This is a genomic window from Pseudomonas sp. Sample_16 (assembly GCF_004307665.1).
Classification (GTDB): Bacteria; Pseudomonadota; Gammaproteobacteria; order Pseudomonadales; family Pseudomonadaceae; genus Aquipseudomonas.
In genome coordinates this window covers 79,988-104,417 of sequence record NZ_RCOB01000029.1, presented here as the reverse complement: position 1 = coordinate 104,417, position 24,430 = coordinate 79,988, and the positions used below count along the sequence as shown (strand labels likewise).

Here is a 24,430-nt window from a genome sequence, read left to right as displayed (position 1 = left end):
CAGGATGAATCAGCCGTCAGCTTCCGCCGTCATTGCCCCATATCCCGCTGTATCGATTCACGAGATGCATAAATGGTATGGCGATTTTCATGTGCTCAAGGGCATCGACCTGCACATTGCCAGCGGCGAGATCGTGGTCGTGTGCGGACCGTCTGGTTCCGGCAAGTCGACATTGATTCGCTGCCTGAACCTGCTCGAAGACTTCCAGAAAGGCCAGGTGTTCATCGACGGCGTCGAGTTGACCCGCAATGCCGCCTGTGTGGCGAACATCCGGCGCCAGGTCGGCATGGTCTTCCAGCAATTCAATCTGTTCCCGCACATGACGGTGCTGGAGAACCTCATGCTCGGACCGCGTCTGGTGAGCAAACTCAGTCAGTCCGAGGCGCGCGAACTGGCTTGCGAATACCTTGATCGGGTGCGGATCGGCAACCAGGCGGACAAATACCCCGGCCAACTCTCGGGCGGTCAGCAGCAACGCGTTGCCATCGCCCGCGCCCTTTGCATGCGACCACGCATCATGTTGTTCGACGAACCCACCTCCGCGCTGGACCCGGAAATGGTCAAGGAAGTGCTGGATGTGATGGGTGAACTGGCCCACGACGGCATCACGATGGTGTGCGTCACCCACGAAATGGGCTTTGCCCGACGGGTTGCCGACCGAGTCATCTTCATGGATCAGGGCTGCATCCTCGAGCAAGCCAAACCCACCGAGTTTTTTGAGAACCCGCAGCACGAACGCACCCGGGAATTTCTCTCACAGATTCTCAGCCACTGAGAAGCATCGTCGTACCGACAAAAACAACAAGAAACGCACTCAAGCTACCTGGAGGCTTACATGATCTCGATTACACGCTTGTTCACCGCCGCCGCTGTCACTACCGCCGTTACGCTCAGCGCAGGCGCCGCCTGGGCAGGCTCGACCCTCGATCGCATCCATGAAACCAAGGTGATCAAAGTGGCCACCGCGGCAAACTGGCCACCGCAGTCGTTCCTGGGACCGGACAATAAACTGCAAGGTTTCGATATCGATGTCGCCACTGAAATCGGTCGACGGCTGGGAAGCAAGATCGATTTCGTGACCCCCGAATACGGGATCATCACCGCAGGTCGCTGGTCGAATCGCTGGGACTTGTCGGTCGGTTCGATGACGCCCACCACCGAGCGTTCCCGAGTCCTCGACTTCCCCGCAATCTATTACTACACGCCCTATGTATTCGCAGTGCACAAGGATGCGGCCGGAACGAAAGCGGCGGATTTGAACGATAAGGTTATCGGCGTCGAAGCCGGCACGACTTCGGAGGACTACATCAATCATCGGCTCAAGATCGACGCCGCCGATGTGCCGGCCTTCACCTACGATGTCACCGCCGGCGAGGTGAAAACCTATGGCGACAGCATGGGTCCACTCGATGACCTGCGCATGGGCAACGGGGTCAGAATCAACGCCACCCTGTCCGCGCTTCCTACCGTTGTCGCTGCCGTCAAAAATGGCTATCCCATCGTCAGAGTGGAAGGCAAACCCGCTTACTACGAACCGTTGGCCATCGCCGTGGATAAAGGCGATGAAGCATTCAACAGCGTACTGACCAAGACCGTTGCAGACATGAAAGCCGATGGCACGCTCAAGCAACTGTCTGAAAAATGGTACGGCGCCGATCTCACCAAAGTGCAATAAATTCCACAGGCAACAAGCCGAAGTACTGCAGGCGCCCGTCCTCGACGCGGCGCGCTGCATGTCTGCGCCGCGAAAAAGGACAACCGACCCCATGCACACCTATAACAACAACTACTACACCGCCACCATGAACGCTACGACTCAGCGCGCGGCGCTGTCGGCCAACGTCCAGGCCGATGTCTGCATCATCGGCGCAGGTCTGGCGGGGCTGAGTACTGCCTGGGAACTGATATCGCGGGGGCAGTCCGTCGTGCTGATCGAGGCCGGTCGTGTTGCCTGGGGGGCATCGGGGCGTAACGGCGGCTTCGTCCTTCAGGGCTGGTCCGAAGGCTTGTCATCCATCGAGCGACGCTGTGGAAAATCGACAGCCGCTGCGTTGTTCAAACTTTCCCTCGAAGGTGTCGACACGGTCCGCGAGATGATCGCCCGCCACCAACTGCCCGGCTGCGCACCAACACCAGGAAAACTGAGTGTGGTGCGTTACGAGGATGGCGATAACCTCAAGCGTCTGCGCGACAAAATGGCCACGGATTTTGACTTCCACCTCGACTACCTCGACCGCCAGGCCGTGCGTGAAACGTTGAAGACCGAACGATATTTCCAAGCTCTGCGCGATAACCACGGGTTTCACTTTCATCCGTTGAACTACTGCTTGGGTCTTGCTCAACTCATCGAAGGCCACGGCGGCAAGATTCATGAACACTCGCCCATGGTCCGGGTCGAGAGCCGCAATGGACGACATCGAGTCGTCACCGACAAGGGCACCGTCGATTGCGCCAACGTGGTGTATTGCTGTGGCGGTTACGGTGGTCCTGAGTTCGGCAAGCTGCGCCGCGCCTTTCTGCCGATCGCCACCTACGCGGTGCTGACCGAACATTTGGGCGAGCGCCTGGCCGATTCGGTTAGCACCACCGATGCCGTGGGCGATAATCGCCGGGCCTCGGACTATTATCGAATCGTCGAGGGTGACCGCCTGCTCTGGGGGGGGCGTATCACCACCCGGAACCTGCAGGATGAAAAGCGCCTGGGGCAGTTGCTGACCGACGACATTCTTGACGTGTACCCGCAATTGCGCGGCATCAAGATCGAAAAAGCGTGGTCCGGGCTGATGGGCTATGCAAGGCACAAAATGCCGCACATCGGCCCGCTCGGGAAAGGGCTATGGGCATGTACATCATTTGGTGGCCATGGTATGAACACCGCCCCTATCGGCGGCCGCGTCATTGCAGAAGCCATTTGCGGCGAGACCGATCGCTACCGCTTGTTCGATGCCTATGGGCTGGAGTGGAACGGCGGCCCGCTCGGCCCGGCAGCGGCGCAGACGGTATATGCAGGCCTGAAGATAATGGATATGTTCCAGGAGTCACGCTCTCAACGCAGGGCGACTCATAAACATTGAATCCGAGCGAGATCACGTTCATGGATGTGCAGCACGGCGGTCCACTGTTCAACCTGACTGAAAAGGACCGGCAATTGCTGGGCCTGCTGCAGGCCAATGCCCGCGAGCCCACCGCTTCGTTGGCACGCAAACTCGAGGTCTCTCGCTCTTCTGTCCAGGAGCGCATCAGCCGTCTGGAAAAGGCCGGCGTGATCACTGGCTACAGCGTGCGCATCGACCAGAACAGGCTCCAGCAGACCATCAACTGTTTCACCATGACCTCCTGCACCAACAAGAGCTATACCGATGTCATGACCTCACTGCGCAAGATGGATTCGGTGCAGGCCGTGTATGCAGTGTCGGGCGAGTCCGACTTCATCATTCATATCGCCACGCCGACCCTGAGCGAACTCAACGCCGAGCTCACCCGGATCAACATGATCAAAGGGGTTGCGCACACCGCCTCGCATATCGTGATGGAAACCAAGTTCAGCCGGAAATTGACGGTGTAGAGCGCTGTCGATAGCTGGCTTGCGGGCAGCTAATACAACACGCCTTCATACGTTCATTGCAACCAAACGTCATGCGCATCGGTCGACATCCAATAGCCAGATAATGAGCGCTGGCGTATGGAGGTCTTCAAATGATTGGAGTCATTGTCCCGGTGCACAATGAAGAGCGGCACTTGAACCAATGCATCGAGTCATTGCTGGAGGCGGCGTTGCATCGGGGCCTTGATGATGAAGAAGTAAAGATCCTGATCGTTCTGGATGACTGCACGGACACATCACTGCACATCGCCCGGTCGTATGACGTGATGACTTTGTCCTGCACCCACCGTAATGTCGGAAAAACGCGGGCACACGGCGCAGAACACTTGCTGGGAGTTGACGCACGCTGGCTGGCGTTCACCGATGCCGATACGGTAGTGCCCAAAGCCTGGCTGGCTGACCAGATCAGGTTCAACGCGGATGCCGTGTGTGGCCTGGTTGAGGTCAGCGACTGGTCCGAACACCCAAGCCGAGTGCGCGAACGCTACCACGCCAACTACCACACCATGGACGGCCACCGGCATATACACGGGGCGAACCTTGGTGTTTCCTCGGCGGCTTATCGCAGAGCTGGCGGATTCCAGGCCCTGGCCGCACACGAAGATGTGCAACTGGTCTCAGATCTTGAGCGCAGCGGTGCAAACATCATGTGGACAGCCAGCAACCGGGTAACCACCAGCGCACGGAAAAACTGTCGTTGTCGTGAAGGCTTTGGCGACTATCTGAAGTCGTTGGCCCTGTAATTATTCGCAGGTTTCGGCGAGATCAATCGAGGCGGGGTTGCGGCTCCAGTATTCCAGTAAAAAATCAGCTTCCTCATGACGCACCAGACGATGCAGCTGCAGATTTTGCGCAAGCGCTGCATGGACGTCTCGGCCGTCCTGTGAGCATCCCTCAAACGGATGCAGCCAATGACACGCCAGCACCCCGCCCTGCGCATCGAGACTGAGCAACGTGCGCTCGATCACCTGACGCCAGGCCCTGGTATCGAGAAAGTAGCCGACTTCACTCAAGACGATCAGGTCAAACGTACCGTCGGGCCAGTCTTCGGGAATGCGTGCCTGCTCGACCCGGACATGGGGCAAGTGACTGAGCCGACGACGGGCAAGCGTCACCGCCTTGTCGATGATGTCCTGGCACAGCAGCGATTCACTGCGCTCGGCCAGCAGCGCACTGAATTCCCCGTTGGCGCAGGCGGGCTCGTAAACGCGCTGATAACGCTGGCGCGGCAGACTCGCCAGCATCAGTTCGCGTTTGCGTTTTTCGTACCAGCGGGTGCGGAACGACCAGGGGTCATCACTGCCGTTGAACAGTTGCTGAAAATAATCAGGCGAAACGCTCATAGAAACACCAGTTCAAAGGGCTGCAAAAGTCGCTCAATGGTTTCTTGATCAAGGACTGCCGAGGACCGGCCTTCGGTACTGACTTGAGAAACGTGGGCGTAGATCGCCTGGCGTTTTTTCTCCACGAGCTGCGCATCAAGCATCAACTTGCGAGCACGCGCCCAGGGAATTCTCGGATCCTGTGGCCGTGCCCAGTGCCACGCCCAGACCGGCACCTCGATCAAACAGGCTTGGCGCTGTGATGTTGCGAATGCCACGGCCCTGCCGGTCGCTTCATGATCGCAGTGTCCGTCCGATTGCCAGGTGGTCACCACCCGATCGCCAGGATGAATCAGCGTCAGCAGCCGTTCGACCAACTGCGCCTCCCGCCCCGCCACCGCGCTATCCGGCAGCCCCAATCGTTGCCAGTTCAATGCTTTGGTGTCGAGCCCCAATCGCTCGAGGGCGTGCTGACTTTCCAGCGGGCGCTGTTGACGCAATCGAGAGGCAGTCCATTGCCGCGAACCGGGGTGACTGGCTTCGCCATCGGTGACTGCAACCATCACCACATCGGCCTCTCTGCCTTTCATGCCGGCCAAAATGCCTGCGCAGCCAAGGATTTCGTCGTCAGGGTGTGGAGCCACTACAACCACACGCCGCCCCTCGGGGATCAGTTGTTGATGGGTGATGGTCTGCACCTGAGCCAGCAACGGACAGGCCTGCCATTCAGCCACGGTGGTTCCCCTGCCTTGAATGAGATTTTCTGCCTGAGCGGCCGCTTCACCCCTCACAACAGCCACCCATCAGCCGGTTTCGCAGCGACCAGTTCACCAAGCGCCGCGAGGTCTTTATGCGCATGGCTTTGTCGGACGAACACCGGCAGGTCGGCCGCGAGCCTGGCAAAGTGCGGGTTGCGACAAAACGGTGTGGCGCCCAATGCACGCCCTACATGTTCAAGCACCACACTGACCGTCACTTCCACCTGGGCACGTAATCGCCGGACAGGCAGTTGCGCCGATTGCCCGGGGTTGGCATCGATCCACATCGCCGTATCTTTCAAGCAGGCCGAAGCACTGCACAGCGCCGCATCGACAGCGCCCAGGTGTGCGGCGGCATGTGCGTCGTGCCAGGGCTGGCGACAGTGTTCACGAAGGTAACCGGCAAGCGCACACGCCGCGCCGTACCAACAGGCGGCGATCCCTCCCCCGCCCTGCCAGAAACCCGGTCGATCCACATACTGGCCGGGCATGCCGACACATCGGCCCAAGGCACCCTTGAACGCAACATCGACGCTGGCCGTATTGCTCATGCCAACCGCCTGCCAGGCATCGGCCTCAATGCTGATCGTCGATTGCCGCAAATCCACGGCGACCAGTTGTGGTCGATGCTGCTCATCCCAGGTCGTCAGTAATGCCCAATCAAGCATTTGCGCACCGGAACACCAGGCTTTACGCCCGTGCAAATACACTTGGTCTCGCTGGCGATCCATGATGTTGACCCGGGCAAAGTGCGGCTCGGCAGCCCAGGTGCCCCAGATGCCGCTGGCGATGGGTTCGTCGGGGTCAAGCTCTGTCATGATCGCCAGTGCATCGGTATGTCCTTCGTACAACTTGGCCAGCGCCAGATCGCTGGCGGACACGGCCGCCAGCGTCCGCCATCGTTCCAGCGTCCGGCCTTGGCCGGGCATAGGCAAGGAGGCGAATCCGCTACCGATGAATTCCTGCATCAACTTTTGCAGCGCACTTTGCGCATCAGCGTTCACGGGCCGGGCGGCAAATCTGGCCAACAGGTTTTCGAAGTGTGCGGCGTTGTTCATGACCGACGTTCCCAGGTAATGACTCAATAGGCAGGTGCTTGTGCTAAGAGCGAAATGCAGCAGCTGAATGCGCGTTGACGAGCTCTTGATGTTCAGAGGCAGGTGGCTGGCAGGAGTTCATTGAACCTTCAGGTGTTGCTTAACGGCATGCGTGAACGGATTCAATCAGCCGATGCGAGTAACGTCTTCAGTTCCAACGCATTGCCCAGCGCGGCACCGCTGGCGGTATTGTCGAACAGGCAGTAAACGCTCATGCCCTTGGCAGCGGCAGCCCGCAGAGTGCGCGCAAGACTTTTCAGATAGCTCGGTTCGTAGGCGCTGAAGTACATGCGCGGCGAGCCATGCAGACGCCAATACTGCACGTCCAGTGTGCCCATCGGAGACACGTCAGTGCTGATCCTTGAGGGGTCAACGGCTGCCTGACTCACCCGGTATGCCATCAGCAAGGCGCCAGCCTCCACCCAGGACGGGTGCCGGGGTTCCAGTACCACGGGGCCTGAGTACTGCACTCTCAGTGCCGTCAAAAACACCTCTACGACTGCTTCGTCAAACGCCAGTGACGGCGGCAGCTGTACCAACAGGCAACCCAGCTTTTGGCCCAATCCGCAGCATTGACCCAGGAACTCTTCGAGCAACGGTTCACTATTCGCCAAGCGCAGTTCGTGGGTGATTTGCTTGGGAATCTTTACGCTGAAGCGAAACCCTGCCGGCACCGACTCAGCCCAGCGCACGTAAGTCTGATGCCGGTGCGGTCGGTAAAACGAGCTGTTGATTTCAACGCAATTGAACTGTGCGCTGTAGCGTTGCAGATGGGTGCCTTGCGCAGGAAATTGCGGTGCATGTTCGCGCCCGACATTCCAGCCCGCGCAACCTATGTAAATCGGTTGAGGGTTCAAAGGATCTCCTTCGCTGCTTCCCGCATGACAACCTCGACGGTTCAACCATCAATCTCGGATGGGGTGAATCTTGCCGCTGAACACCTTGAAGCCATAAGTGTTGTAGATGAGCGTCACCGGTATCAGCACGGCGAAGCCAACCAGCATGAACTTTTGGCTGGCGGGACTGGAAGCGGCGGCTTGAAAGGTCAGGTTGGGTGGGACGATCAACGGGTACATGGCGATGATCATCAAGGCGAATGCCAGGACAAAAACGCCTAATGCGGCAAACAGCGGAATACAATCCCAGCGGCTTCGCCAGCCGAGGGCGAAGGCAATTGCCAGGACAATGAACAGAACCGAGGCCGGTCCCCAGACAAGAGGTTGTGACAACCGCTGCGCATATCGAGCGTCCAGTGTCGTTGTCCAGGCGACCAGCACTGCCAGCAGCAAAACTGTAACAATCGCCAGGACCTGGGCCTGCAAACGAGATCGTCGCTGCAATTGATCTTCAGTGCGCCAATACAACCAGCAGGCACCCAGCCATGTGTAGCCCGTCACCAGCACGACACCGCAATACACTGGAAACAAACCCAACCACTCCCGTCCGTCCCCGGCGTACTGTCCATCCTGATTGGGTATGCCCTGCATGAGTGCACCCAGCACAATGCCCTGGGCCACGCCTGTCAACAGCGAACCACACAACAGCAAGCCATCGACAAAGCGTTTGATCATGTCGTTAGGCGCATAGTCACGAAACTCCAAAGCCACCGCGCGCAGGATCAAGGCCAGGAACATCACGATAAAGGGCAGATAAAGCGCCGGTAGCAAAATGGCGTAAGCCATTGGAAACAGCGCCAGCAGACCACCGCCGCCGAGCACAAGCCAGGTCTCATTGGCATCCCAGATCGGCAGGATAGTCACTACCATGGCCCGCCGATGCCTGGCACAACGGGTCAATCCCAGCAGTACCCCGACACCAAGATCGGTCCCGTCGAGAATCACATAGTTCAAGACCGAGAACGCCAAGGCTCCCGCTGCCAGCAATGTTATCCAGTCGATGCCCGACATCGTTGCGCTTCCTCAGGAATCACCGATCTCATCCGCCAACGTCGGTTGCGGCCCCGGTTGATCCTCGTGCGCAGGCTTGCGCAGGATTCGCAGGAGCACCCAGAGCCCAATGCCGAAGATCAGCAGGTAAAACAATAATATCGACCACGTCGAGGCCACCACCTGTTGATGCGACACCGGCGACAAACTGTCAGCCGTGCGCAGCAGGCCGTAGACCGTGAATGGTTGGCGGCCCACCTCCGTCACCACCCAGCCACTGAGCATGGCCACAAACCCGGCCGGCGCCAACAACACACAACCGCGCATCATCCAGCGCGTATTGAACAGCCGTTGCCGTCGCGCCAGCATCCAAGAAGCCATGCCCTGCCCCAGCATCAAAAGACCGAGCCCGACCATGAACCGGAAAGCGAAAAAAACAATCGGGACTGGCGGAATGTCCTGGGCTGGAAACTCATCCAGCGCGGCGATAGTGCCCGTCAAGTTGTAGTGCACATACAGCGAGCCTAATCGGGGAATCGCCAGTTCCCAGTGATTACGCCTTGCGGCCATATCCGGCACTGCAAACAAGCGCATGGGCTCGCCCGCCCCTTCAGGTGGACGCGTCCAGGAACCTTCGATTGCCGCCACCTTCTGCGGCTGAACGGTAAGGCTGTGCTCAGCGTGGAAGTGACCGACGACGATTTGCGCGGGCGCGAGCACGATGATCGTCCACAGCGCCATGGAATATTGAAGGCGAGCTCGCGGGTTCGCGGGCTCCCTCAACAGCTGCCAGGCACTGGCGCCGGCCACCAGAGTCGCCGTGCCAAGCATCGCCGCCAACGTCATGTGCGCCAACCGATAGGGAAACGATGGATTGAAGATAATCGCCCACCAATCCTGCGCAATAAAACGGCCATCGTGAGAGATGGCGTACCCGGCAGGTGTTTGCATCCAGGAGTTGGCCGAGAGAATCCAGAAGGCACTGATCAGCGACCCGCACGCCACTGCACAGGTAGCGAAGAAATGCACGCGGGGGCCTACCTTCTTCAAACCGAAGAGCATGATTCCCAGAAAACCCGCCTCGAGAAAAAATGCCGCCAGCACCTCGTAAAACATCAATGGCCCGAGAATGTCGCCTGCCTGCGTAGCAAGACGCGACCAGTTCAGCCCGAACTGATATTCCAGGATCAGGCCTGATGCGGTACCCACCGCCACGGTGAGTGCGAATATTTTCAACCAGTAGCGGTAGACATCCAGATAGATCTTTTTTCCACGCCACAACCAAAGACCTTCGAGCACCATCAGAAAGTTGGCCAGACCGATGGTGAGTGCGGCCAGCACGATATGGAAGCTGATGGTGATCGAAAACTGCAGACGTGCTGCCAGTAGCGCCGACTCAGTCGCTTCCATGAGGGTCACTCAACGTAAGCAAATTGAACTGATCATCTACAGGCTCGGCACTCCACGGTCAGCGAAACCCACGCCCGGTTCAATCGACGCCGTCAATGGTTCCACCGGTGCTCCGGGAATTAGGATGACCTTGCGGCAATCCTCCTGTCGCTTGTCGAAAATCTCGTAACCCTGAGCTACCTGCTCCAGCGACATACGGTGAGTGATGATCTCTTCGGGACGCAAATGACCCAGTTCGATATGTTCAAGCAGTTCTGGCAGATAACGTTGCACGTGCGTCTGGCCCATCTTGAATGTCAGGCCTTTGTCAAACGCATCACCAAACAGAAAGCCATGGATGAAACCCGCGTAGACACCCGGCACACTCACCACCCCACCGCGCCTTACGGCGGCGATGCATTGGCGCAATGCTTTACCGCTGCTGCCTTCGAGCTTCAAGGTCGCCAGGACGGTTTCGGTGGTACTGCCCTTGGCTTCGAATCCCACGGCATCGATCACTGCATCCACGCCACGCATGCCACGAGTCTGGCGAATCAAGGTGTCGGCCGGGTCATCATCGTCATCGAAATTAATAGGGATTACACCGTAGGTTTTCTCGGCATACGCCAGTCGGTAGTCATGGTGATCGATCACGAAAATCTGTTCGGCACCGAGCATGCGCGCGCACGCTGCGCTCAATAACCCCACCGGTCCGGCGCCGTAAATCGCCAGGCTTGAGCCTTTGCCAATCTGTGCATTGACCACCGCCTGCCAAGCGGTTGGCAGTATGTCCGACAGAAACAGCACCTTGTCATCGGCCAGTGTGCCGGGCACCTTGAAGGGGCCGGTATTGGCTTTCGGCACCCGGACCAATTCAGCCTGGCCACCCGGAACCCCGCCATACAACCGGCTATAGCCAAACAACGCGGCGCCCGGTGGAATGGCTTTCTTGTTGAGATTGGCGCCGCGCCCGTCATTGGTGGTTTCGCAGGCTGCGTACAGTTGCTGCTGGCAAAAGAAACACTCGCCACACGCAATAACGAACGGGATGACGACGCGGTCCCCGCGTTGCACTTGGGTCACCGATCGCCCGGCGTCTTCAACGATGCCCATGAACTCATGGCCGAAAATGTCGCCGTGTTCAACCGTGGGGATCTTGCCTCGATACAGGTGCAGATCGGAGCCGCAGATGGCCGTGGCTGTGACGCGCAGAATAATGTCGTCAGGTTGCTCAATGATCGGGTCCGGAACGGTTTCGATCTTGACCTTGTGGGCGCCGTGATAAGTCATTGCTCGCATGTCGGGTTCTCCTCGGCTGATGCAGGGATTCCTTTTCATAAAGGGCAATACGCGGCAAGCAACGGTTCCGTTTTCCTTGCTTGCAGCTGATCAATGGTTGACGAGGGGTCCCAAGGCAAACGGCTACATGAGGTGGCGGATCAGTTTTCTCGCGCGATGATTGAAATCTTGCCGTTGCGCTCAATGATCGCGAACTTGATTTCTTCCAGTTTCTCAATGCCCTGGCTGGAACGCGCAGCCTCCATGACGTCAGCCTCCACCAACCGGGCATGACGCAGTCGCCGATGCAGCAGCTTGCCGTTCTCCACGATGATTGTCGGCTCGCCGTCAATCAACCGTGATATCCAGCTGGATCGCTGTTTGAGCAATGAGAGCCCGACGTCGATGCCGATCAGGGTCACGATCACCAGTATTGAGTTGGTCAGGGAAAAATCGTCTCCGAGCAGCGCTTGCTGGGTGGCTTCACCAATCATCATCAACAGCACGAAGTCGAAGGTCGTCAGTTCGGCCAATGACCTTCGGCCGGCGATCTTGAACAGCACCAACAATGCTAAATACATCGCGGCCGCACGCAGTACCGAATCCATAAGTCACCTAGGGGAAAATGAACTGGGTGAGGTTCACGTCATGGGTGCCGGGCACAACGATGCGACTGCGGAATAATCCCAGCCCATCGCCTCGCAGAGTAATGAACAGATTCGCCTGGCCCTGGGGATCGGTTTGCACCCATAGCCGAATGCCTTGATCAGAACTGCGGGTGCGTGTCGGCTCAGGTTGTAGCGTTTCGATGCTGAAGCCTTGCAGCATCTCCCCCGCCAGCTCCAGCGCGATTGTCGATTCCGGAGCACCACTGACGCTGATTTTCATTGAGTTGGTGGAGCCATTGCGATGGAACATCTCGTATTCGACACTGACCCTGCCATCCTCGCTGCGAGCTTCTCTGGAACTGAGCAGCCCTCGGGAAAACAGGCCCGCCAGGCCCAACAGCATCAATAAAACCAGCAAGTACCAACCCAGGCGCTCAAAGCGCCAGACCCTCAATTGAAAAGCCATATCCTCACGGACAGGATATTTACGACTGCTCAAATCCGGATGTTCTGAATCGTCGTTCATCAGGCTTCAACCTTGTTCGCCACTCATCAGGCGACGATGAAAGTGCGGCAGCCATTGCAAAGCGTATTCAGTTGCCTGGGTTTGCACCTCACAACGAGAACCGATAAACCGATGCTCGTGGCTGAAAAGGCAATGTTCACCAGCGGACTGAAACGCCCAGGCAAAGCAAATGGTACCGGCGGGTATGCCGTCGACATCTTCAGGCCCGAGAATGCCAGTGGTGGCCACAGCGACATTGGCGGTACTGTCTCGCAGAGCACCCAGCGCCATTTCCCTGGCAACTTCCACGCTGGTCAGATTGAACGTTTCGATGGTGCGCGGGCTGACATGCAACACGCGCTGCTTGGCTTGTGGCGAATACACCACATAACCGCACTCGATGAATTCGCCGCTACCTTCAACTTCTGACAGCAACGTCACGATCTTGCCAGCAGTACAGGATTCGGCCGTTGTCAGCACCAGAGCGTTATCGCGCAAGTATTCAACGGTATCGTCAGCGATGGGCATGAGCAGCACTCACGAAATGATTGATCGGTTGATATGTGAAGGCGCCGAAGACTCCAGGAAAACCCTCAGTGGTAGTCTTCGCCGGCGACTGCACGCAGATACGCCTGGTCGGCCTCTCTGCGCAAGTCCCGCCATTCGGCCCAGTTGACTATACCCAGACGATCCATCTCATCGGACCGACGCAGCAGTTCTTCATGGTAGGCATCAGGACAATCCATGCGTAGCCGCTTGTTTTCCAGCGCGCGATGCCAGGCATCGAGTGCGCGCAATTTCAATTCCTGAGCCGGCGACAGCAAATCTTTGAAGGCATTCATTTCACTAGCCCATGGCAGATGTTTCCTGGTGGAGCCCGGACACTCGCGATTGGTTCACACCATCTGACGATGTCGGTTGCAAGGAAAATGGGAGGCCGTTACCGACCTCCCGCTGTTGAGACAATCAGGACGTCCCCAGTCCACTGGAAAGATCCGCCGGTGTGCCGGACGTGCGGGATGCCTGCATATCCGGCCTGGCTTCCACGTCCGTTTGCTCAGTGGTTTTAGTGACGGTGTCACGCACCGCTTCATAGCCTTCCTGCGCTTGCTTCTTCACTTTGTCGACCAGGCCTGCACTGGTACGTCCCAGGTAGCGCTGCTCGGTCGCGGTGGTCGGCAAGGCAGCACCGATCATTGCGCCCAGGGCGATGCCTGCCGCCGCCACCATCAGCGGTTGCTCCTTGAGCAGCTGACTGAACTGCTGACCTATCACCTGAGTGTTACGCGTCACGCGGTCACTTACGTCGTGCACGGCGTGGCTTAAGTGGTCAGTGGCGGCGCCGACGTTGTCAGACATGTGGACAGCCTTGTCTTTCAACGAACGATAACCTTCCTTCAAGGTATCGGTGGTCTGGTGCACATGCTCACGGGCGCTGTCGAAGCCTTCCGCTATATCATCGGCCCAATCACCCAGCTGATCCGGCCCGGTGCGATAGCTTGGGCGCGGTACTGGCGGACGGTTCTGGCTCATCATCAACCAGAGCAAGCCTACCGATGTGAGCACCGCGGGAACCGGATTGTTGCGCACACTGGTGCCGAGGTTGCTGAGGAATGTCGAGCCATTGTCCTGCATCATGCCCCACGCCTGGTCGATCATCTGTCCGGGAGTGAACTTACTTTCCAGGCGGTCGACGATGTTGCCGATGCTCGCGCGCTGCGCGTCAATCTCGCGTTCTATCTGTTCGGGGCACTTTTCCGATTCCAGCTCCAATTCGCTTTTCATGAAACTTTCCTCCGCAGCGCTTCCTGATCTTTATTCAGAGCGTCCAGTGTCCGGTCAGGCTTGAAGTGGGACGGCTCGAATTGTTTTTTCCCCGACTGCAACATGGCGAAGCCGATGATCATCACCACCACGCCAACAATCAGCGCGGCCAACCACGGTGCCATGAACAGGCTCAGGCCGTAGACGACTGCCATCAGCAGAATGATGAATCCCGCCAACAGCACGATCGCGCCCCCCGCTACGCCGGCGATGCCGGCCTTGAGCGTTGTCAGGCTGGCCTGCAGTTCGGCTTTGGCCAGTGCGAGTTCTTTGGTGAACAACGCGGGCACTTCGCGGGACAACTGCCTGAGCAAGCCGACAACCGATGCGTCATCAGCCTGGGTAACCGGTCTTACGCCCGGCAAATCTGATTCATCTCTGTTCATCACAGTTCTCCTTTGACGTTTGGCGAAGCGGTTGGCGATGCCGCAGCAAAGTCCGATGGATGGTCGTGCACATCCGCCGAAGCCGGCGTGATGCCCGTGGCAAGTCCCGGTGCCGGGTCGGTATGGGGGGGAGATGTTTCATAGGGGCGCTGGGCGCCAAAACCACCGGTTGGAGGCGTTGACGTGCCTGTTGCAGGATCGTGCCCGGCGTGCACGGTCATGGCCGCAGAACTGCCTGCCTTGAGAAACCGTGACAGGCCAAAACCCAACGCAATGCTGCCGGCAATGAACAGCGCGGGATTACTGCGAGCCAACTCAGCGCCGTCATGCAGAAGCTGCTCGGCACTTTTGCCGCGCAGGTTTCCCGCCAGTCCGCTCATGGACTCCGCCATGTCGGTGAGATAATCGGACATGCCGAGCGTGTCTTTATCCTCCAGCTCGGAGACGAAGCTTTTCGCTCCCTGAGCCAAGGCGTCGATCTGGTCAGCCGCCGTGTCACGGTATTGCCCGAACTGTGCATCGGCTTGTTGCCTTACATCGCCGAGCGCCTCGGTGACGTCCTCCTTTAAATGTTGAAACCCTTGCTGCGGATTACCGTTCCCTGGATTGCCCGTATCGGTGCCAGTCCTGCTGTCTGAAGTGTTCATGTCGTCCCTCGCCTTCTGAATCGAAAACGTGTCATGGGGACTACGCAGCTGTATTGCCCTGAGCCCCTCATAGCAGAGGACGGAAGAGCTCAGTTGGGAGTTCAACGCGGATGATGAGCGTGATGCAGAATTTATCGGACGAGGGCAATACCACTCACTGCCCGTCGATCTCCAAGCCCGTCAAATCCAGCGAATGACTTTGCAGATAGCGGCCGACCGCATCGTCTATTGTTGGAAAAAACGCCGCCTCCCCCAGCAAGGTGTAGAGGCCGAACCGCTTGAGCTTGTCCTTGACCGGGTCTTTCATCTCGGCCACGCACAATTTGATGCCCGCGGTGCGCAGGGTTTCGTCCAGTTCGGCGAGCATGTCGGCCGAGGTGACATCCACGCTGGTGATGGGTTCCGCGGCGATGACCAACCAGCGCACCGGCGTTGGCGAGGCCGCCAGGGCGTCGATGACCCGGTCGTGGAACAATTCGGCGTTGGCGAAAAACAAGGATGCATCCCAGCGAAACAGCACCAGGCCAGGAATAAGGGTCGCGTCGGGATAGCGTTGGGTATCGTGAAAACCCTTGACCCCTTGGGTACGTCCGAGCACGGCGGAGTAAGGACGCCAGCCATCCCAGAGGAATTCTATGACCGCGATCACGATAGCCAGGCCTATGCCTTCGATCGCGCCAAAAACTGCCACTCCAATGGTGCAGACGATCGACAGCCAGAACTCCCAGCGCTGCATGCGATAGATGCGCAACAGGTCAGTGACTTCGATCAGGCCGATGGCCGATGCGATGACCACCGCTGCCAGTGCGCTGTTGGGCAAGTCACGCAGCAGGTCGGGGGCAAACACCAGCAACAACGCAACGGCCACAGCCCCGACAACACCGGTCACTTGGGTTTTCGCCCCGGCAGCTTCGGCCACGGGTGTGCGCGACGAACTGCTGCTGATCGCAAACCCCTGGAAGAAACCGGCGGCCAGATTGGCGACACCCAGGCCGACCATTTCCTGGTTCGGATCCACGTAGGTGCGAGTCCGCGCCGCGTAAACGCGGGACAGTACGCTGGTGTCGGCGAATGAAACCAGGGCCACGGCGCAGCCGCCGATCAGCACCGGGACAATATCGGCGCGGGTGATCCAGGGAATGGCGAAACCCGGCAGGCCTTGCGGGAGAGAGCCGAGGACCGAGACCCCGGCGTTTGCCGCAAGGTCCAGAACCGCGACGACGACGGTCGCGGCCACCACAGCAATCAAGATGCCGGGCACGCGTTTGTATCCCTTGAGCAGCAGGATGACGACCAGCGTCGCAGCACCGACCGCAAAAGTGACCCAATTGGTTTTACCATCGATGATCGCGGTCACGATCGCCCAAAGACTTCTCAGCGGTCCCTCGGCCTCGATTTTGAAGCCGAAGAGTTTGGGCAGTTGGCTGATCAAGACCGTCAGGGCGATCCCGTTCATGTAACCGTAGCGAATCGGTTTGGACAGAAGCTCGGTCACGAACCCCAGACGGGCGATACCCGCCATTACACACACAGCCCCCGAGACGATAGCCATGGCCGCCGCCAGCGCGATGGCCCGTTGCGGGTCGCCCCCCGACAACGGCAAGACAACCGCGAGAATGACAGCCGCCAGCGATGAATCGGGACCCAGCACCAGAATCCGGCTGGGGCCGAACAGCGCATACGCCAGCAGCGGAACGATGGTCGCATACAGGCCATAAATGCCCGGCACCCCCGATGCCACCGCGTAGGCGATACCTACAGGCACCAACATGGTGGTCAACACCAGGCCGGCGACGAGGTCGTGGCGCAACCAGGCCATATGGTAGCCGCGCAATGTGCGCAGCCCGGGAAACCAGCGGCTCCAGCCAGACTGATCGCTGCCTGCGTCCCGACGTGCAATCCGACCCGGTTCCGGGTCGGGCGACGAAGCATCCGAATGGCTCATAGGACATTGGCCCTTCTGTGTGAGTCGCAGGTTCGCTGCCGTTAACGGTCAATACTTTTCCGGGATGCGTTTGAGCGGATAGTCAGGTTCGCGATAGTCACCGGGCTTCTGCCGTTTAGGCAATACGACCTTGTCGCGGGGCACGTCTTTGTAAGGGATGCGACTGAGCAAATCGCTGATGATGTTGAGCCGCGCCCGACGCTTGTCATTTGAATCGGCCACCAGCCACGGCGCATGATCGGTGTCGGTCGCTTCGAACATGGCGTCACGGGCTCGCGAGTAGTCATACCAGCGGCTGTATGACTTGAGATCCATCGGTGTCAGTTTCCAGATTTTTCGCCCGTCCTTGATCCGCGCTTCGAGCCGACGCGTCTGTTCCTGCGGACTGACTTCCAGCCAATACTTGAGCAGGATGACCCCGGAGTCGACGATCGCACGCTCTACATGAGGGACAGACTTGAGAAACGTCTCCACTTGTTCTTCGGTACAGAAGTTCATTACGCGCTCGACGCCCGCACGGTTGTACCAACTGCGATCGAAGATCACCACCTCGCCCGCCGCCGGCAGATGGGGCAAGTAGCGCTGGACATACATCTGGCTTTTTTCCCGCTCGGTTGGCGCAGGCAGCGCCATCACCCGAAAGACCCGCGGGCTGACCCGTTCGGTGATGGCCTTGATCGTCCCGCCCTTGCCCGCACCGTCACGCCCTTCGAACACAATGCAGATCTTGACGCCTTTCTCTTTGACCCATTCCTGCAACTTGACCAACTCGACGTGCAAGTGGCGCAACTGCTCCAGATAGTCTTTGTTCGTCAACTTTGCGGGTTCAGCAGAAACTTTAAAGGCTTTTTTCTTATCTTTTGCCATGACCAAACCTCAAAAATGCCAATGACGGATGTATTGGCAGCGGTTGCTGAAGAGTCGACGCTTCATCTGACGGCGTGAGTCTAGTCCAAGGTCAAACGCCCGGCATGGCGAGGCAGGTGAAAATCGTTCCCCCTATCAATTTCCCGTGGTTTGCCGATATTGACGAGGGGTAAACCCGGTCAACGCCTTGAACTGGCGGGTGAAAGCACTGTGGTCGGTATAGCCGCACTGCAAGGCGACCTCGGTGATCGGCATATCGGTGTGAAGTAGACGATGCGCGTGTTCCAGGCGGACTTTCTGGATCATCTGTCGCGGCGTCAGGTGGAACACGCGCTTGCAGTAGCGCTCCAGTTGCGCCACCGAAATGCCGGCGATTCGCGTCAGCTCGCCAAGGCTGACTCGACGGTGGAAATGCAGGCGGATGTGTTCGTCCACTGCCGCCAGGCGCTGATACGCCGGATGGGTGTCGCTTGCCGATTGCAGGTCGACTGAAATGCCCACCAGGCCCATGATTTCGCCACTGCGGTTGTACAGCGGGCGTTTATGCGTAAGGCACCAACCGGGCTCGCGGCTGCCATACAGATGCAGCTCCAGTTGGTCTTCCAGGACAAACCCCTGCTCCAGTACCCGGCGATCCTGTTCGGTATAGCCAGGCCCCAATTGCGCGGGAAAGACCTCGGCGCTGGTTCTGCCCAGCAACGGTTGCAGGTGCTTGAGGCCGCAACGCTGCACCAGCGTCTGGTTGGCCATGACGTAGCGGGCCTGAACATCCTTGATGAAGATCGCGGCGTTGGGAATGACGTCCAGCATCGGTAGCACAAGCGCTACGCCTGCCAACAATTGCTCCATGGTTTCGGGACGTTGCTCCTCGTTCCCCTGGCACAGGATCGCAAAGGCGTTCTGCGTCATGAGTCTCACTCTCCCACGGTCCGGATCGACGAAAGCCAAACAGATTGCCCCAAGGCTGGGGCAGTGTCGAGACGAGATCCGGACCAGGGATCAGCCACCGGCATTGTGCTGATTTCGTCATCGCGACCTGCACAAACCATCAATCGCAGCCGTTCCGGCACGTTCAATCTATCGCCATTGCTGCCCTCGGCGCCCCACGACGACAGCGTTATCAGTGACATCACAGCCGCTCTCCCGTTTGGCGCAACGATCCAGACTTCTCTCTGAACCGGCACCTGGTGCCTCTCAAATTGGACGGTTTATGAAACAGGTTCACATCATCGATTCCCACACCGGCGGCGAACCGACTCGTCTGGTGATGAAAGGCTTTCCACAGCTGCCAGGCAGCACCATGGTCGAGAAACGCGATGCCCTGCGCGACCAGCATGACCAATGGCGCAGGGCCTGCCTGCTGGAGCCTCGAGGCAACGATGTACTGGTCGGCGCGCTGTACTGCGAACCGGTATCGGCGGATGCCACCTGCGGGGTGATTTTCTTCAACAACGCCGGCTATCTCGGCATGTGCGGTCACGGCACCATCGGCTTGGTCAACTCGTTGCAGCATCTGGGTCTGATCGGCCCTGGCGAGCACAAGATCGACACGCCGGTCGGCCCGGTCAGCGCCACGCTGCATGCAGACGGCAACGTCACGTTGCGCAATGTCCCCGCTTACCGCTATCGCCAGCAGGTGCCGGTCGAAGTACCGGGCCATGGACGTGTCTTTGGCGATATCGCTTGGGGCGGCAACTGGTTTTTCCTGGTGTCCGACCACGGCAAGACATTGCAAATGGACAACGTCGACGCCCTGACCGAATACACCTGGGCGATGCTCCAGGCACTTCAAGCGCAAGGCATCCATGGCGAAGACGGCGCGCTCATCGACCATGTCGAATTGTTTGCCGACGACGATCAGGCCGACAGCCGCAACTTCGTGATGTGCTCCGGCAAAGCCTACGACCGCTCGCCGTGCGGCACCGGCACCAGCGCCAAACTCGCTTGCCTGGCGGCTGACGGCAAACTGGCCGCCGGTGAGCGCTGGGTCCAGGCCAGCATCACCGCCAGCCAGTTTGTCGGCAGCTTCGAATGGGAAGGTGAACGCATCCGCCCTTCCATCACCGGCCGTGCCTACATGACTGCCGATGCCACGCTGCTGATCGACGAACAGGATCCCTTTGCGTGGGGCATTTAAGCCCCTCGGCGGCGCCTACACCCTCAACCGATCTGAATAAACGCTGCAAGGAGTTACCACAATGAGCGACAACATCTTCACCGGCTGCATTCCTGCACTGATGACCCCGTGCACCGCCGATCGCAAACCGGACTTTGACGCGCTGGTGGCCAAGGGTCGCGAGTTGATCGACATTGGCATGAGCGCTGTCGTGTACTGCGGCTCCATGGGGGACTGGCCGTTGCTGACCGAAGCCGAGCGTCAGGAAGGCGTGGCACGCTTGGTTGCCGCTGGCATACCAACCATTGTCGGCACCGGTGCGGTCAACAGCCGTGAAGCGGTGTCCCACGCGGCACACGCTGCCAAAGTCGGCGCCCATGGCCTGATGGTCATTCCTCGCGTGCTGTCCCGTGGTGCTTCGGCAACCGCGCAAAAAGCTCACTTTGCCGCCATTCTCAAGGCTGCCCCGGGGTTGCCGGCAGTGATCTACAACAGCCCTTACTACGGCTTCGCCACCCGCGCAGACCTGTTCTTCGAACTGCGTCGCGAGCACCCGAACCTGATCGGCTTCAAGGAGTTCGGCGGGGCCGCCGACCTGCGCTACGCCGCTGAGCACATCACCTCCAGGGACGACGATGTCACCTTGATGGTCGGGGTCGATACCCAAGTGGTGCATGGCTTCGTCAACTGCAACGCCACCGGCGCCATCACCGGCATCGGCAATGCACTGCCGCGCGAAGTGCTGCAACTGGTGGCCCTGAGCAAACAAGCTGCCAAAGGTGACGCCAAGGCTCGCCGGCAGGCTCGGGAACTGGAAGCGGCAATGGCAGTGCTGTCGTCCTTCGACGAGGGTTGTGACCTGGTGCTGTATTACAAGCACCTGATGGTGCTCAACGGTGACAAGGAATACGCCCTGCATTTCAACGAAACCGATGTGCTCAGCGATGCCCAGCGCCGTTACGCCGAAAACCAGTACGCCTTGTTCCGCCAGTGGTACGAGCACTGGTCGGCCGAGCAGAACGTCGCCTGACGCTCCGTAATTGTTTCCGTCCTCTGCTATTTTCAGGAAATGCCATGACGCTCACAGGCAACATGCTGAACGGCCAGCAAGCCACGACGGGTCGCCACGAAGCGATTCGGGCGATCAATCCAGCTACCGACCTGGCGCAGGATGCTATCCACTCCACTGCAAACGATCGGCACGACATAACCGTCATCGGTGCCGGGATCATCGGCGTCGCCTGCGCGCTGCAATTGGCGCGTCAAGGATTGCGGGTGGTGGTCCTCGATCAGCAGGAACCCGGCCACGGCGCCTCGTTCGGCAATGCCGGGCATCTGGCGACCGAACAGGTGTTTCCCATCGCCGACCTGTCCATTGTCAAACGCTTGCCCGCCATGCTCTTGGACCCGATGGGGCCGCTGCGCCTGGACTGGAAGTACATGCCGCGAGCGCTGCCGTGGTTTGCCCGGCTGCTGATGAACCTGCGCCGGGCGCCTTTCCAGCGCACGGTGGCCGGCATCCGCGCGCTTAACGAGAGCAGCCTTGGCGCGTGGCAACGCCTGTTGCAGGCGATCGTGCGGCCTGACTTGCTCAAAGAAGATGGTTCGTTACTGGTATTTGAGCGCCCGGATTCGCAACCGGCGATCGAAGCGCTACAGGCACGCCTGCGCCAGCAGCAGGTGCCGGTCGAGCGCTGGCAGGCCAATGCCGTACGCGATGCCGCGCCGCAACTGAGCGAGCACATTCAGGGGGGATTGTTCTTTGAGCGCACCGGGCATTTCCTCGACCCTTATCGCGTCGTCTGTGAACTGGTACACGCCGCCAAGACCTGCGGTGTGCATTTCCTCAAGCGCCGGGTGCAGGGCGGACATCTGGACGCAGGCGGTGTATCGCTGGTCACCGATCAAGCCCAGGTCAGCAGTCGGCGAATCCTGATCGCCTGCGGTGCCCATTCAGCGAAACTCACCCACGCTTTGACCGGCAAAAAGGTGCCGTTGGACACCGAGCGTGGCTATCATTTGATGCTGCCCCATGAGCACGAACGGTTGCCGTTCGCCGTCACCTCGCTGGAGCGCAAGTTCATCATGACGCCCATGACTGACGGACTGCGGCTGGCAGGCACCGTCGAGTTCGCCGGTCTCGAGAGCCCGCCGAGCATGCAGCGCGCATGGCAGTTGCACCGTCTCAGCAAGGGCCTGTTCCGTCGTGACCTGAACGCAGACGCCGCCACGCCCTGGATGGGATTTCGCCCTTCCCTGCCGGACTCTCTGCCGATCATCGATAGTGCGTGCGGCGGCAAGGTATTGCTCGCCTTCGGCCACCAGCACCTGGGTTTGACGCAGGCGGCGGTCACGGCCGAAATGATCGCTCAATTGGTTTCGCCAGCGAGTGCTTTGCACAGCCTTGGATTACCAACGGTGGAGGCATACAGGCTGGAGCGTTTTTGAGCATCAATCGTCGATCGGACAGCCGCCTCATTGCAAAGGCGAAAACTTCGCCGGCAGGTAAATCGTCGAGCACATGTCGCGCAGTTGAGGGCCGGAGTTTTCCGGTGGCCAGACGCCGTCGGCTACGGCTTGGGTGCGCACTCGCAAGCGTTGTTCCAGTGTCGTCCAGGGCCAGATGTGCAAGTAACGCGGCAGCGAGCCGTCGGTGGCGTAAAACGCCGCGTAAACCGGTGAATACTGTTCGGCGGTTCGAGCTTCGATGGCTTTGCGCCAACCGTCCAGCGTGGGTTGCAGGCCGCTGCTGATCAGGTCATACACGCGCAGTTCGTAGAAAGGGCCGTGTCGGCCTGCGACCAGGGGCTCAAGAAAGGGAAACAGCGTGTAGTTTTCAATGCGCAAATCGGTGATGAACGGGCTGATTCCAAAGACGTCGCCAGCCAGCAGGAACCGCTCGCGCTCCGCCTGCCTTTGGCTTTCGTCCGCAAACCCGCGCAACACGGCGATCTGGTTCAGCTTGCCCAGTTCCGAAGCCCAACACCCCATCAGCGTTCCACCGACTTCAGGCTTTGCCAACCCGAGTTCGATGCGCGCCAGGGCGTCCGCCACCGTGCGTACGCGCACCGTAAAAGTGATCAATTCAAAAAAAACCATAACCCACTCCGACAATTTGCCCCAGCCTATGACAGCGCCTGCAACAAGGATATTGACGCGCCTCCCATTCGATGACGGCTTTTGCCGCATGGCCTAGGTAATAGCCTTATCACCAGGATGGTGAACAGTGAGCCACACTCCTCTCGTCTCACGACCAAGTGATAATGAATCCCATGAAGGGTCTGCTACGCTTTTTTATCCGGAAATGGAGTCGCACAATGAACCCGAAAAACTGTTGCGCACGGCGCATGCGGGGTGAGCTTTGAAAGGCAAAATGCTGGGTGTCGCCCTGACGCTCATCGTTGTGGGCGCTGCGTCCTATGGGCTTAACCGATGGGAGCGGGTCGAGAACCAGCGCCAGGCAGCGGTGTGCAAGGCAAACCAGGAGCATCTGAAAAACCTCGAAACCCAAGTCCGGGCCATGACTGCCGGTTTATCCGTGGAAGCCTATGCCGAGGCTGAAAAAGCCGAGGCCGGCAAACTGGTTCGCGCCCTGGATACCGCCCGCAATGAAGCGGAGGTCAACGCGGTGATCGACGAGCATTCCGCCGCCATCGAGAAGCAGATCGTTGCCGAGGATGCAGAGGTTAAATCCCGCGGCGAGCAACCGTTTCTGGGCCAGGAGCTGAAAAAACAGCGCATTACCACGGACATCAAGCAAGAACTCATACGCGCCGAGAAAGCCGTCGCCGATGCCTGTGACGAGTAGGCCATTACCGCTGGTCAGCTAACCAGCACGTTCCCACTCCCCGCCCTTCCAAAACTGTACATCCCTTCAATGGAAGACTCGAATCATGAAGCGTAAAGCCGCTGTGTTTCTGCTTGCGAGCTTGATGTCGACTAGTTCGCTATTCGCCTTCGCTGCCTACGAGACTGCTACCGACCCCGCTGTTCCGCCTGCCGCCCTACCGGGCCTGAACCAGGGTAAAGCGGCTCAATCCAACGAGGACAAGGCCGACAAAAAAGGCGAAGAGGCGTCAGGCTCCAACTCCGGAGCGGATACGAGTGCCGCAGAAAAAGACGCCGCGACATCCAGCGGCTCGCCAGATGAAGTCAAAGAACCGAAGCAGTAACAGGATTTGAAGATGCGCTCGGAATG

28 protein-coding genes are annotated in these 24,430 nt (G+C 59.1%); 10 read left to right on the top strand and 18 right to left on the bottom strand.

All coding sequences use genetic code 11. From position 1 onward, the window contains the following. Positions 1-4: 4 nt before the first annotated feature. The 5 genes from D8U69_RS04310 (at position 5) to D8U69_RS04290 (ending at position 4,347) form a co-directional block, all read left to right on the top strand. Positions 5-775: an amino acid ABC transporter ATP-binding protein gene (locus tag D8U69_RS04310; protein WP_130905707.1), complete on the top strand. Its 771-nt coding sequence runs from the start codon at positions 5-7 to the stop codon at positions 773-775. 60 nt (positions 776-835) lie between these two features. Beyond that, positions 836-1,675 carry a transporter substrate-binding domain-containing protein gene (locus tag D8U69_RS04305; RefSeq protein WP_130906756.1) on the top strand — a complete coding sequence of 280 codons (840 nt, stop codon included), beginning with the start codon at positions 836-838 and terminating at the stop codon, positions 1,673-1,675. Positions 1,676-1,766: 91 nt separating this feature from the next. After that, positions 1,767-3,074 carry an FAD-binding oxidoreductase gene (locus tag D8U69_RS04300; RefSeq protein WP_130906755.1) on the top strand — a complete coding sequence of 436 codons (1,308 nt, stop codon included), beginning with the start codon at positions 1,767-1,769 and terminating at the stop codon, positions 3,072-3,074. Between the two features lie 20 nt (positions 3,075-3,094). Then, positions 3,095-3,565 (top strand): Lrp/AsnC family transcriptional regulator, encoded by a 471-nt coding sequence (locus D8U69_RS04295; protein WP_056856897.1) that lies wholly within the window; start codon positions 3,095-3,097, stop codon positions 3,563-3,565. A 131-nt stretch (positions 3,566-3,696) separates the two neighbouring features. Continuing rightward, positions 3,697-4,347, top strand: coding sequence for a glycosyltransferase family A protein (locus tag D8U69_RS04290; RefSeq protein ID WP_130906754.1), 651 nt, complete (start codon positions 3,697-3,699; stop codon positions 4,345-4,347). On the opposite strand, the gene D8U69_RS04285 is transcribed toward D8U69_RS04290, so the two are convergent. From D8U69_RS04285 to D8U69_RS04205, 17 genes are all read right to left on the bottom strand, one after another. Continuing rightward, positions 4,348-4,947, bottom strand: coding sequence for an SAM-dependent methyltransferase (locus D8U69_RS04285; protein WP_130906753.1), 600 nt, complete (start codon positions 4,945-4,947; stop codon positions 4,348-4,350). Continuing rightward, a complete protein-coding gene (locus tag D8U69_RS04280) occupies positions 4,944-5,660 on the bottom strand; it encodes a PIG-L family deacetylase (protein ID WP_241668637.1) in 717 nt (238 codons plus the stop codon). Before D8U69_RS04280 ends, D8U69_RS04285 begins: the two co-directional genes overlap by 4 nt. Positions 5,661-5,713: 53 nt before the next feature. Then, entirely contained in the window at positions 5,714-6,742 is a 1,029-nt protein-coding gene (locus tag D8U69_RS04275; RefSeq protein ID WP_130906751.1) for an acyl-CoA dehydrogenase, read from the bottom strand. Between the two features lie 161 nt (positions 6,743-6,903). After that, positions 6,904-7,638 (bottom strand): DUF72 domain-containing protein, encoded by a 735-nt coding sequence (locus tag D8U69_RS04270; RefSeq protein ID WP_241668542.1) that lies wholly within the window; start codon positions 7,636-7,638, stop codon positions 6,904-6,906. A gap of 48 nt (positions 7,639-7,686) precedes the next feature. Further along, positions 7,687-8,688 carry a cytochrome d ubiquinol oxidase subunit II gene (gene cydB / locus D8U69_RS04265; RefSeq protein ID WP_130905712.1) on the bottom strand — a complete coding sequence of 334 codons (1,002 nt, stop codon included), beginning with the start codon at positions 8,686-8,688 and terminating at the stop codon, positions 7,687-7,689. Between the two features lie 12 nt (positions 8,689-8,700). Beyond that, complete coding sequence (locus D8U69_RS04260) at positions 8,701-10,077, bottom strand: cytochrome ubiquinol oxidase subunit I (protein WP_130906750.1); 1,377 nt, start codon at positions 10,075-10,077, stop codon at positions 8,701-8,703. Between the two features lie 36 nt (positions 10,078-10,113). Further along, positions 10,114-11,355, bottom strand: a complete 1,242-nt coding sequence (locus D8U69_RS04255; RefSeq protein ID WP_130906749.1) for a zinc-dependent alcohol dehydrogenase — start codon at positions 11,353-11,355, stop codon at positions 10,114-10,116. Between the two features lie 140 nt (positions 11,356-11,495). Next, positions 11,496-11,942, bottom strand: a complete 447-nt coding sequence (locus D8U69_RS04250) for a YetF domain-containing protein (protein ID WP_130906748.1) — start codon at positions 11,940-11,942, stop codon at positions 11,496-11,498. Between the two features lie 7 nt (positions 11,943-11,949). Further along, complete coding sequence (locus tag D8U69_RS04245; RefSeq protein ID WP_130905715.1) at positions 11,950-12,468, bottom strand: hypothetical protein; 519 nt, start codon at positions 12,466-12,468, stop codon at positions 11,950-11,952. Positions 12,469-12,474: 6 nt separating this feature from the next. Next, positions 12,475-12,975 (bottom strand): CinA family protein, encoded by a 501-nt coding sequence (locus D8U69_RS04240; RefSeq protein ID WP_130905716.1) that lies wholly within the window; start codon positions 12,973-12,975, stop codon positions 12,475-12,477. A 65-nt stretch (positions 12,976-13,040) separates the two neighbouring features. Continuing rightward, positions 13,041-13,289, bottom strand: coding sequence for a hypothetical protein (locus D8U69_RS04235; RefSeq protein ID WP_130905717.1), 249 nt, complete (start codon positions 13,287-13,289; stop codon positions 13,041-13,043). A gap of 124 nt (positions 13,290-13,413) precedes the next feature. Next, positions 13,414-14,232, bottom strand: a complete 819-nt coding sequence (locus tag D8U69_RS04230; protein WP_130906747.1) for a DUF3618 domain-containing protein — start codon at positions 14,230-14,232, stop codon at positions 13,414-13,416. Then, positions 14,229-14,657 carry a phage holin family protein gene (locus tag D8U69_RS04225; RefSeq protein WP_130905719.1) on the bottom strand — a complete coding sequence of 143 codons (429 nt, stop codon included), beginning with the start codon at positions 14,655-14,657 and terminating at the stop codon, positions 14,229-14,231. The genes D8U69_RS04230 and D8U69_RS04225 overlap by 4 nt, the downstream gene beginning before the upstream one ends. Then, positions 14,657-15,304, bottom strand: a complete 648-nt coding sequence (locus D8U69_RS04220; protein WP_056856540.1) for a hypothetical protein — start codon at positions 15,302-15,304, stop codon at positions 14,657-14,659. Before D8U69_RS04220 ends, D8U69_RS04225 begins: the two co-directional genes overlap by 1 nt. Positions 15,305-15,458: 154 nt before the next feature. Then, on the bottom strand, positions 15,459-17,249 hold the full coding sequence (gene sulP / locus D8U69_RS04215; protein ID WP_130906746.1) for a sulfate permease: 1,791 nt from the start codon (positions 17,247-17,249) through the stop codon (positions 15,459-15,461). Positions 17,250-17,297: 48 nt separating this feature from the next. Continuing rightward, entirely contained in the window at positions 17,298-18,116 is an 819-nt protein-coding gene (ppk2, locus tag D8U69_RS04210) for a polyphosphate kinase 2 (protein ID WP_130906745.1), read from the bottom strand. A gap of 135 nt (positions 18,117-18,251) precedes the next feature. After that, positions 18,252-19,025: an AraC family transcriptional regulator gene (locus tag D8U69_RS04205; RefSeq protein ID WP_130906744.1), complete on the bottom strand. Its 774-nt coding sequence runs from the start codon at positions 19,023-19,025 to the stop codon at positions 18,252-18,254. A 301-nt stretch (positions 19,026-19,326) separates the two neighbouring features. On the opposite strand from D8U69_RS04205, the gene D8U69_RS04200 reads away from it, so the two are divergent. The 3 genes from D8U69_RS04200 (at position 19,327) to D8U69_RS04190 (ending at position 22,680) form a co-directional block, all read left to right on the top strand. Beyond that, complete coding sequence (locus tag D8U69_RS04200; RefSeq protein WP_130906743.1) at positions 19,327-20,253, top strand: 4-hydroxyproline epimerase; 927 nt, start codon at positions 19,327-19,329, stop codon at positions 20,251-20,253. Between the two features lie 61 nt (positions 20,254-20,314). Further along, a complete protein-coding gene (locus D8U69_RS04195; RefSeq protein ID WP_130906742.1) occupies positions 20,315-21,262 on the top strand; it encodes a dihydrodipicolinate synthase family protein in 948 nt (315 codons plus the stop codon). Between the two features lie 44 nt (positions 21,263-21,306). After that, entirely contained in the window at positions 21,307-22,680 is a 1,374-nt protein-coding gene (locus tag D8U69_RS04190; RefSeq protein WP_241668636.1) for an FAD-dependent oxidoreductase, read from the top strand. 27 nt (positions 22,681-22,707) lie between these two features. Here the strand turns inward: D8U69_RS04190 and D8U69_RS04185 are convergent, their stop codons facing one another. Continuing rightward, positions 22,708-23,331, bottom strand: a complete 624-nt coding sequence (locus tag D8U69_RS04185) for an NIPSNAP family protein (RefSeq protein ID WP_130906741.1) — start codon at positions 23,329-23,331, stop codon at positions 22,708-22,710. A gap of 277 nt (positions 23,332-23,608) precedes the next feature. On the opposite strand from D8U69_RS04185, the gene D8U69_RS04180 reads away from it, so the two are divergent. Both D8U69_RS04180 and D8U69_RS04175 read left to right on the top strand, forming a co-directional pair. Next, the gene (locus D8U69_RS04180) at positions 23,609-24,040 is read left to right on the top strand and encodes a hypothetical protein (protein WP_056856899.1); all 432 of its coding nucleotides are present in this window, start codon (positions 23,609-23,611) and stop codon (positions 24,038-24,040) included. A gap of 85 nt (positions 24,041-24,125) precedes the next feature. Continuing rightward, a complete protein-coding gene (locus D8U69_RS04175; protein ID WP_056856547.1) occupies positions 24,126-24,404 on the top strand; it encodes a hypothetical protein in 279 nt (92 codons plus the stop codon). The last annotated feature ends 26 nt before the right edge of the window (positions 24,405-24,430 follow it).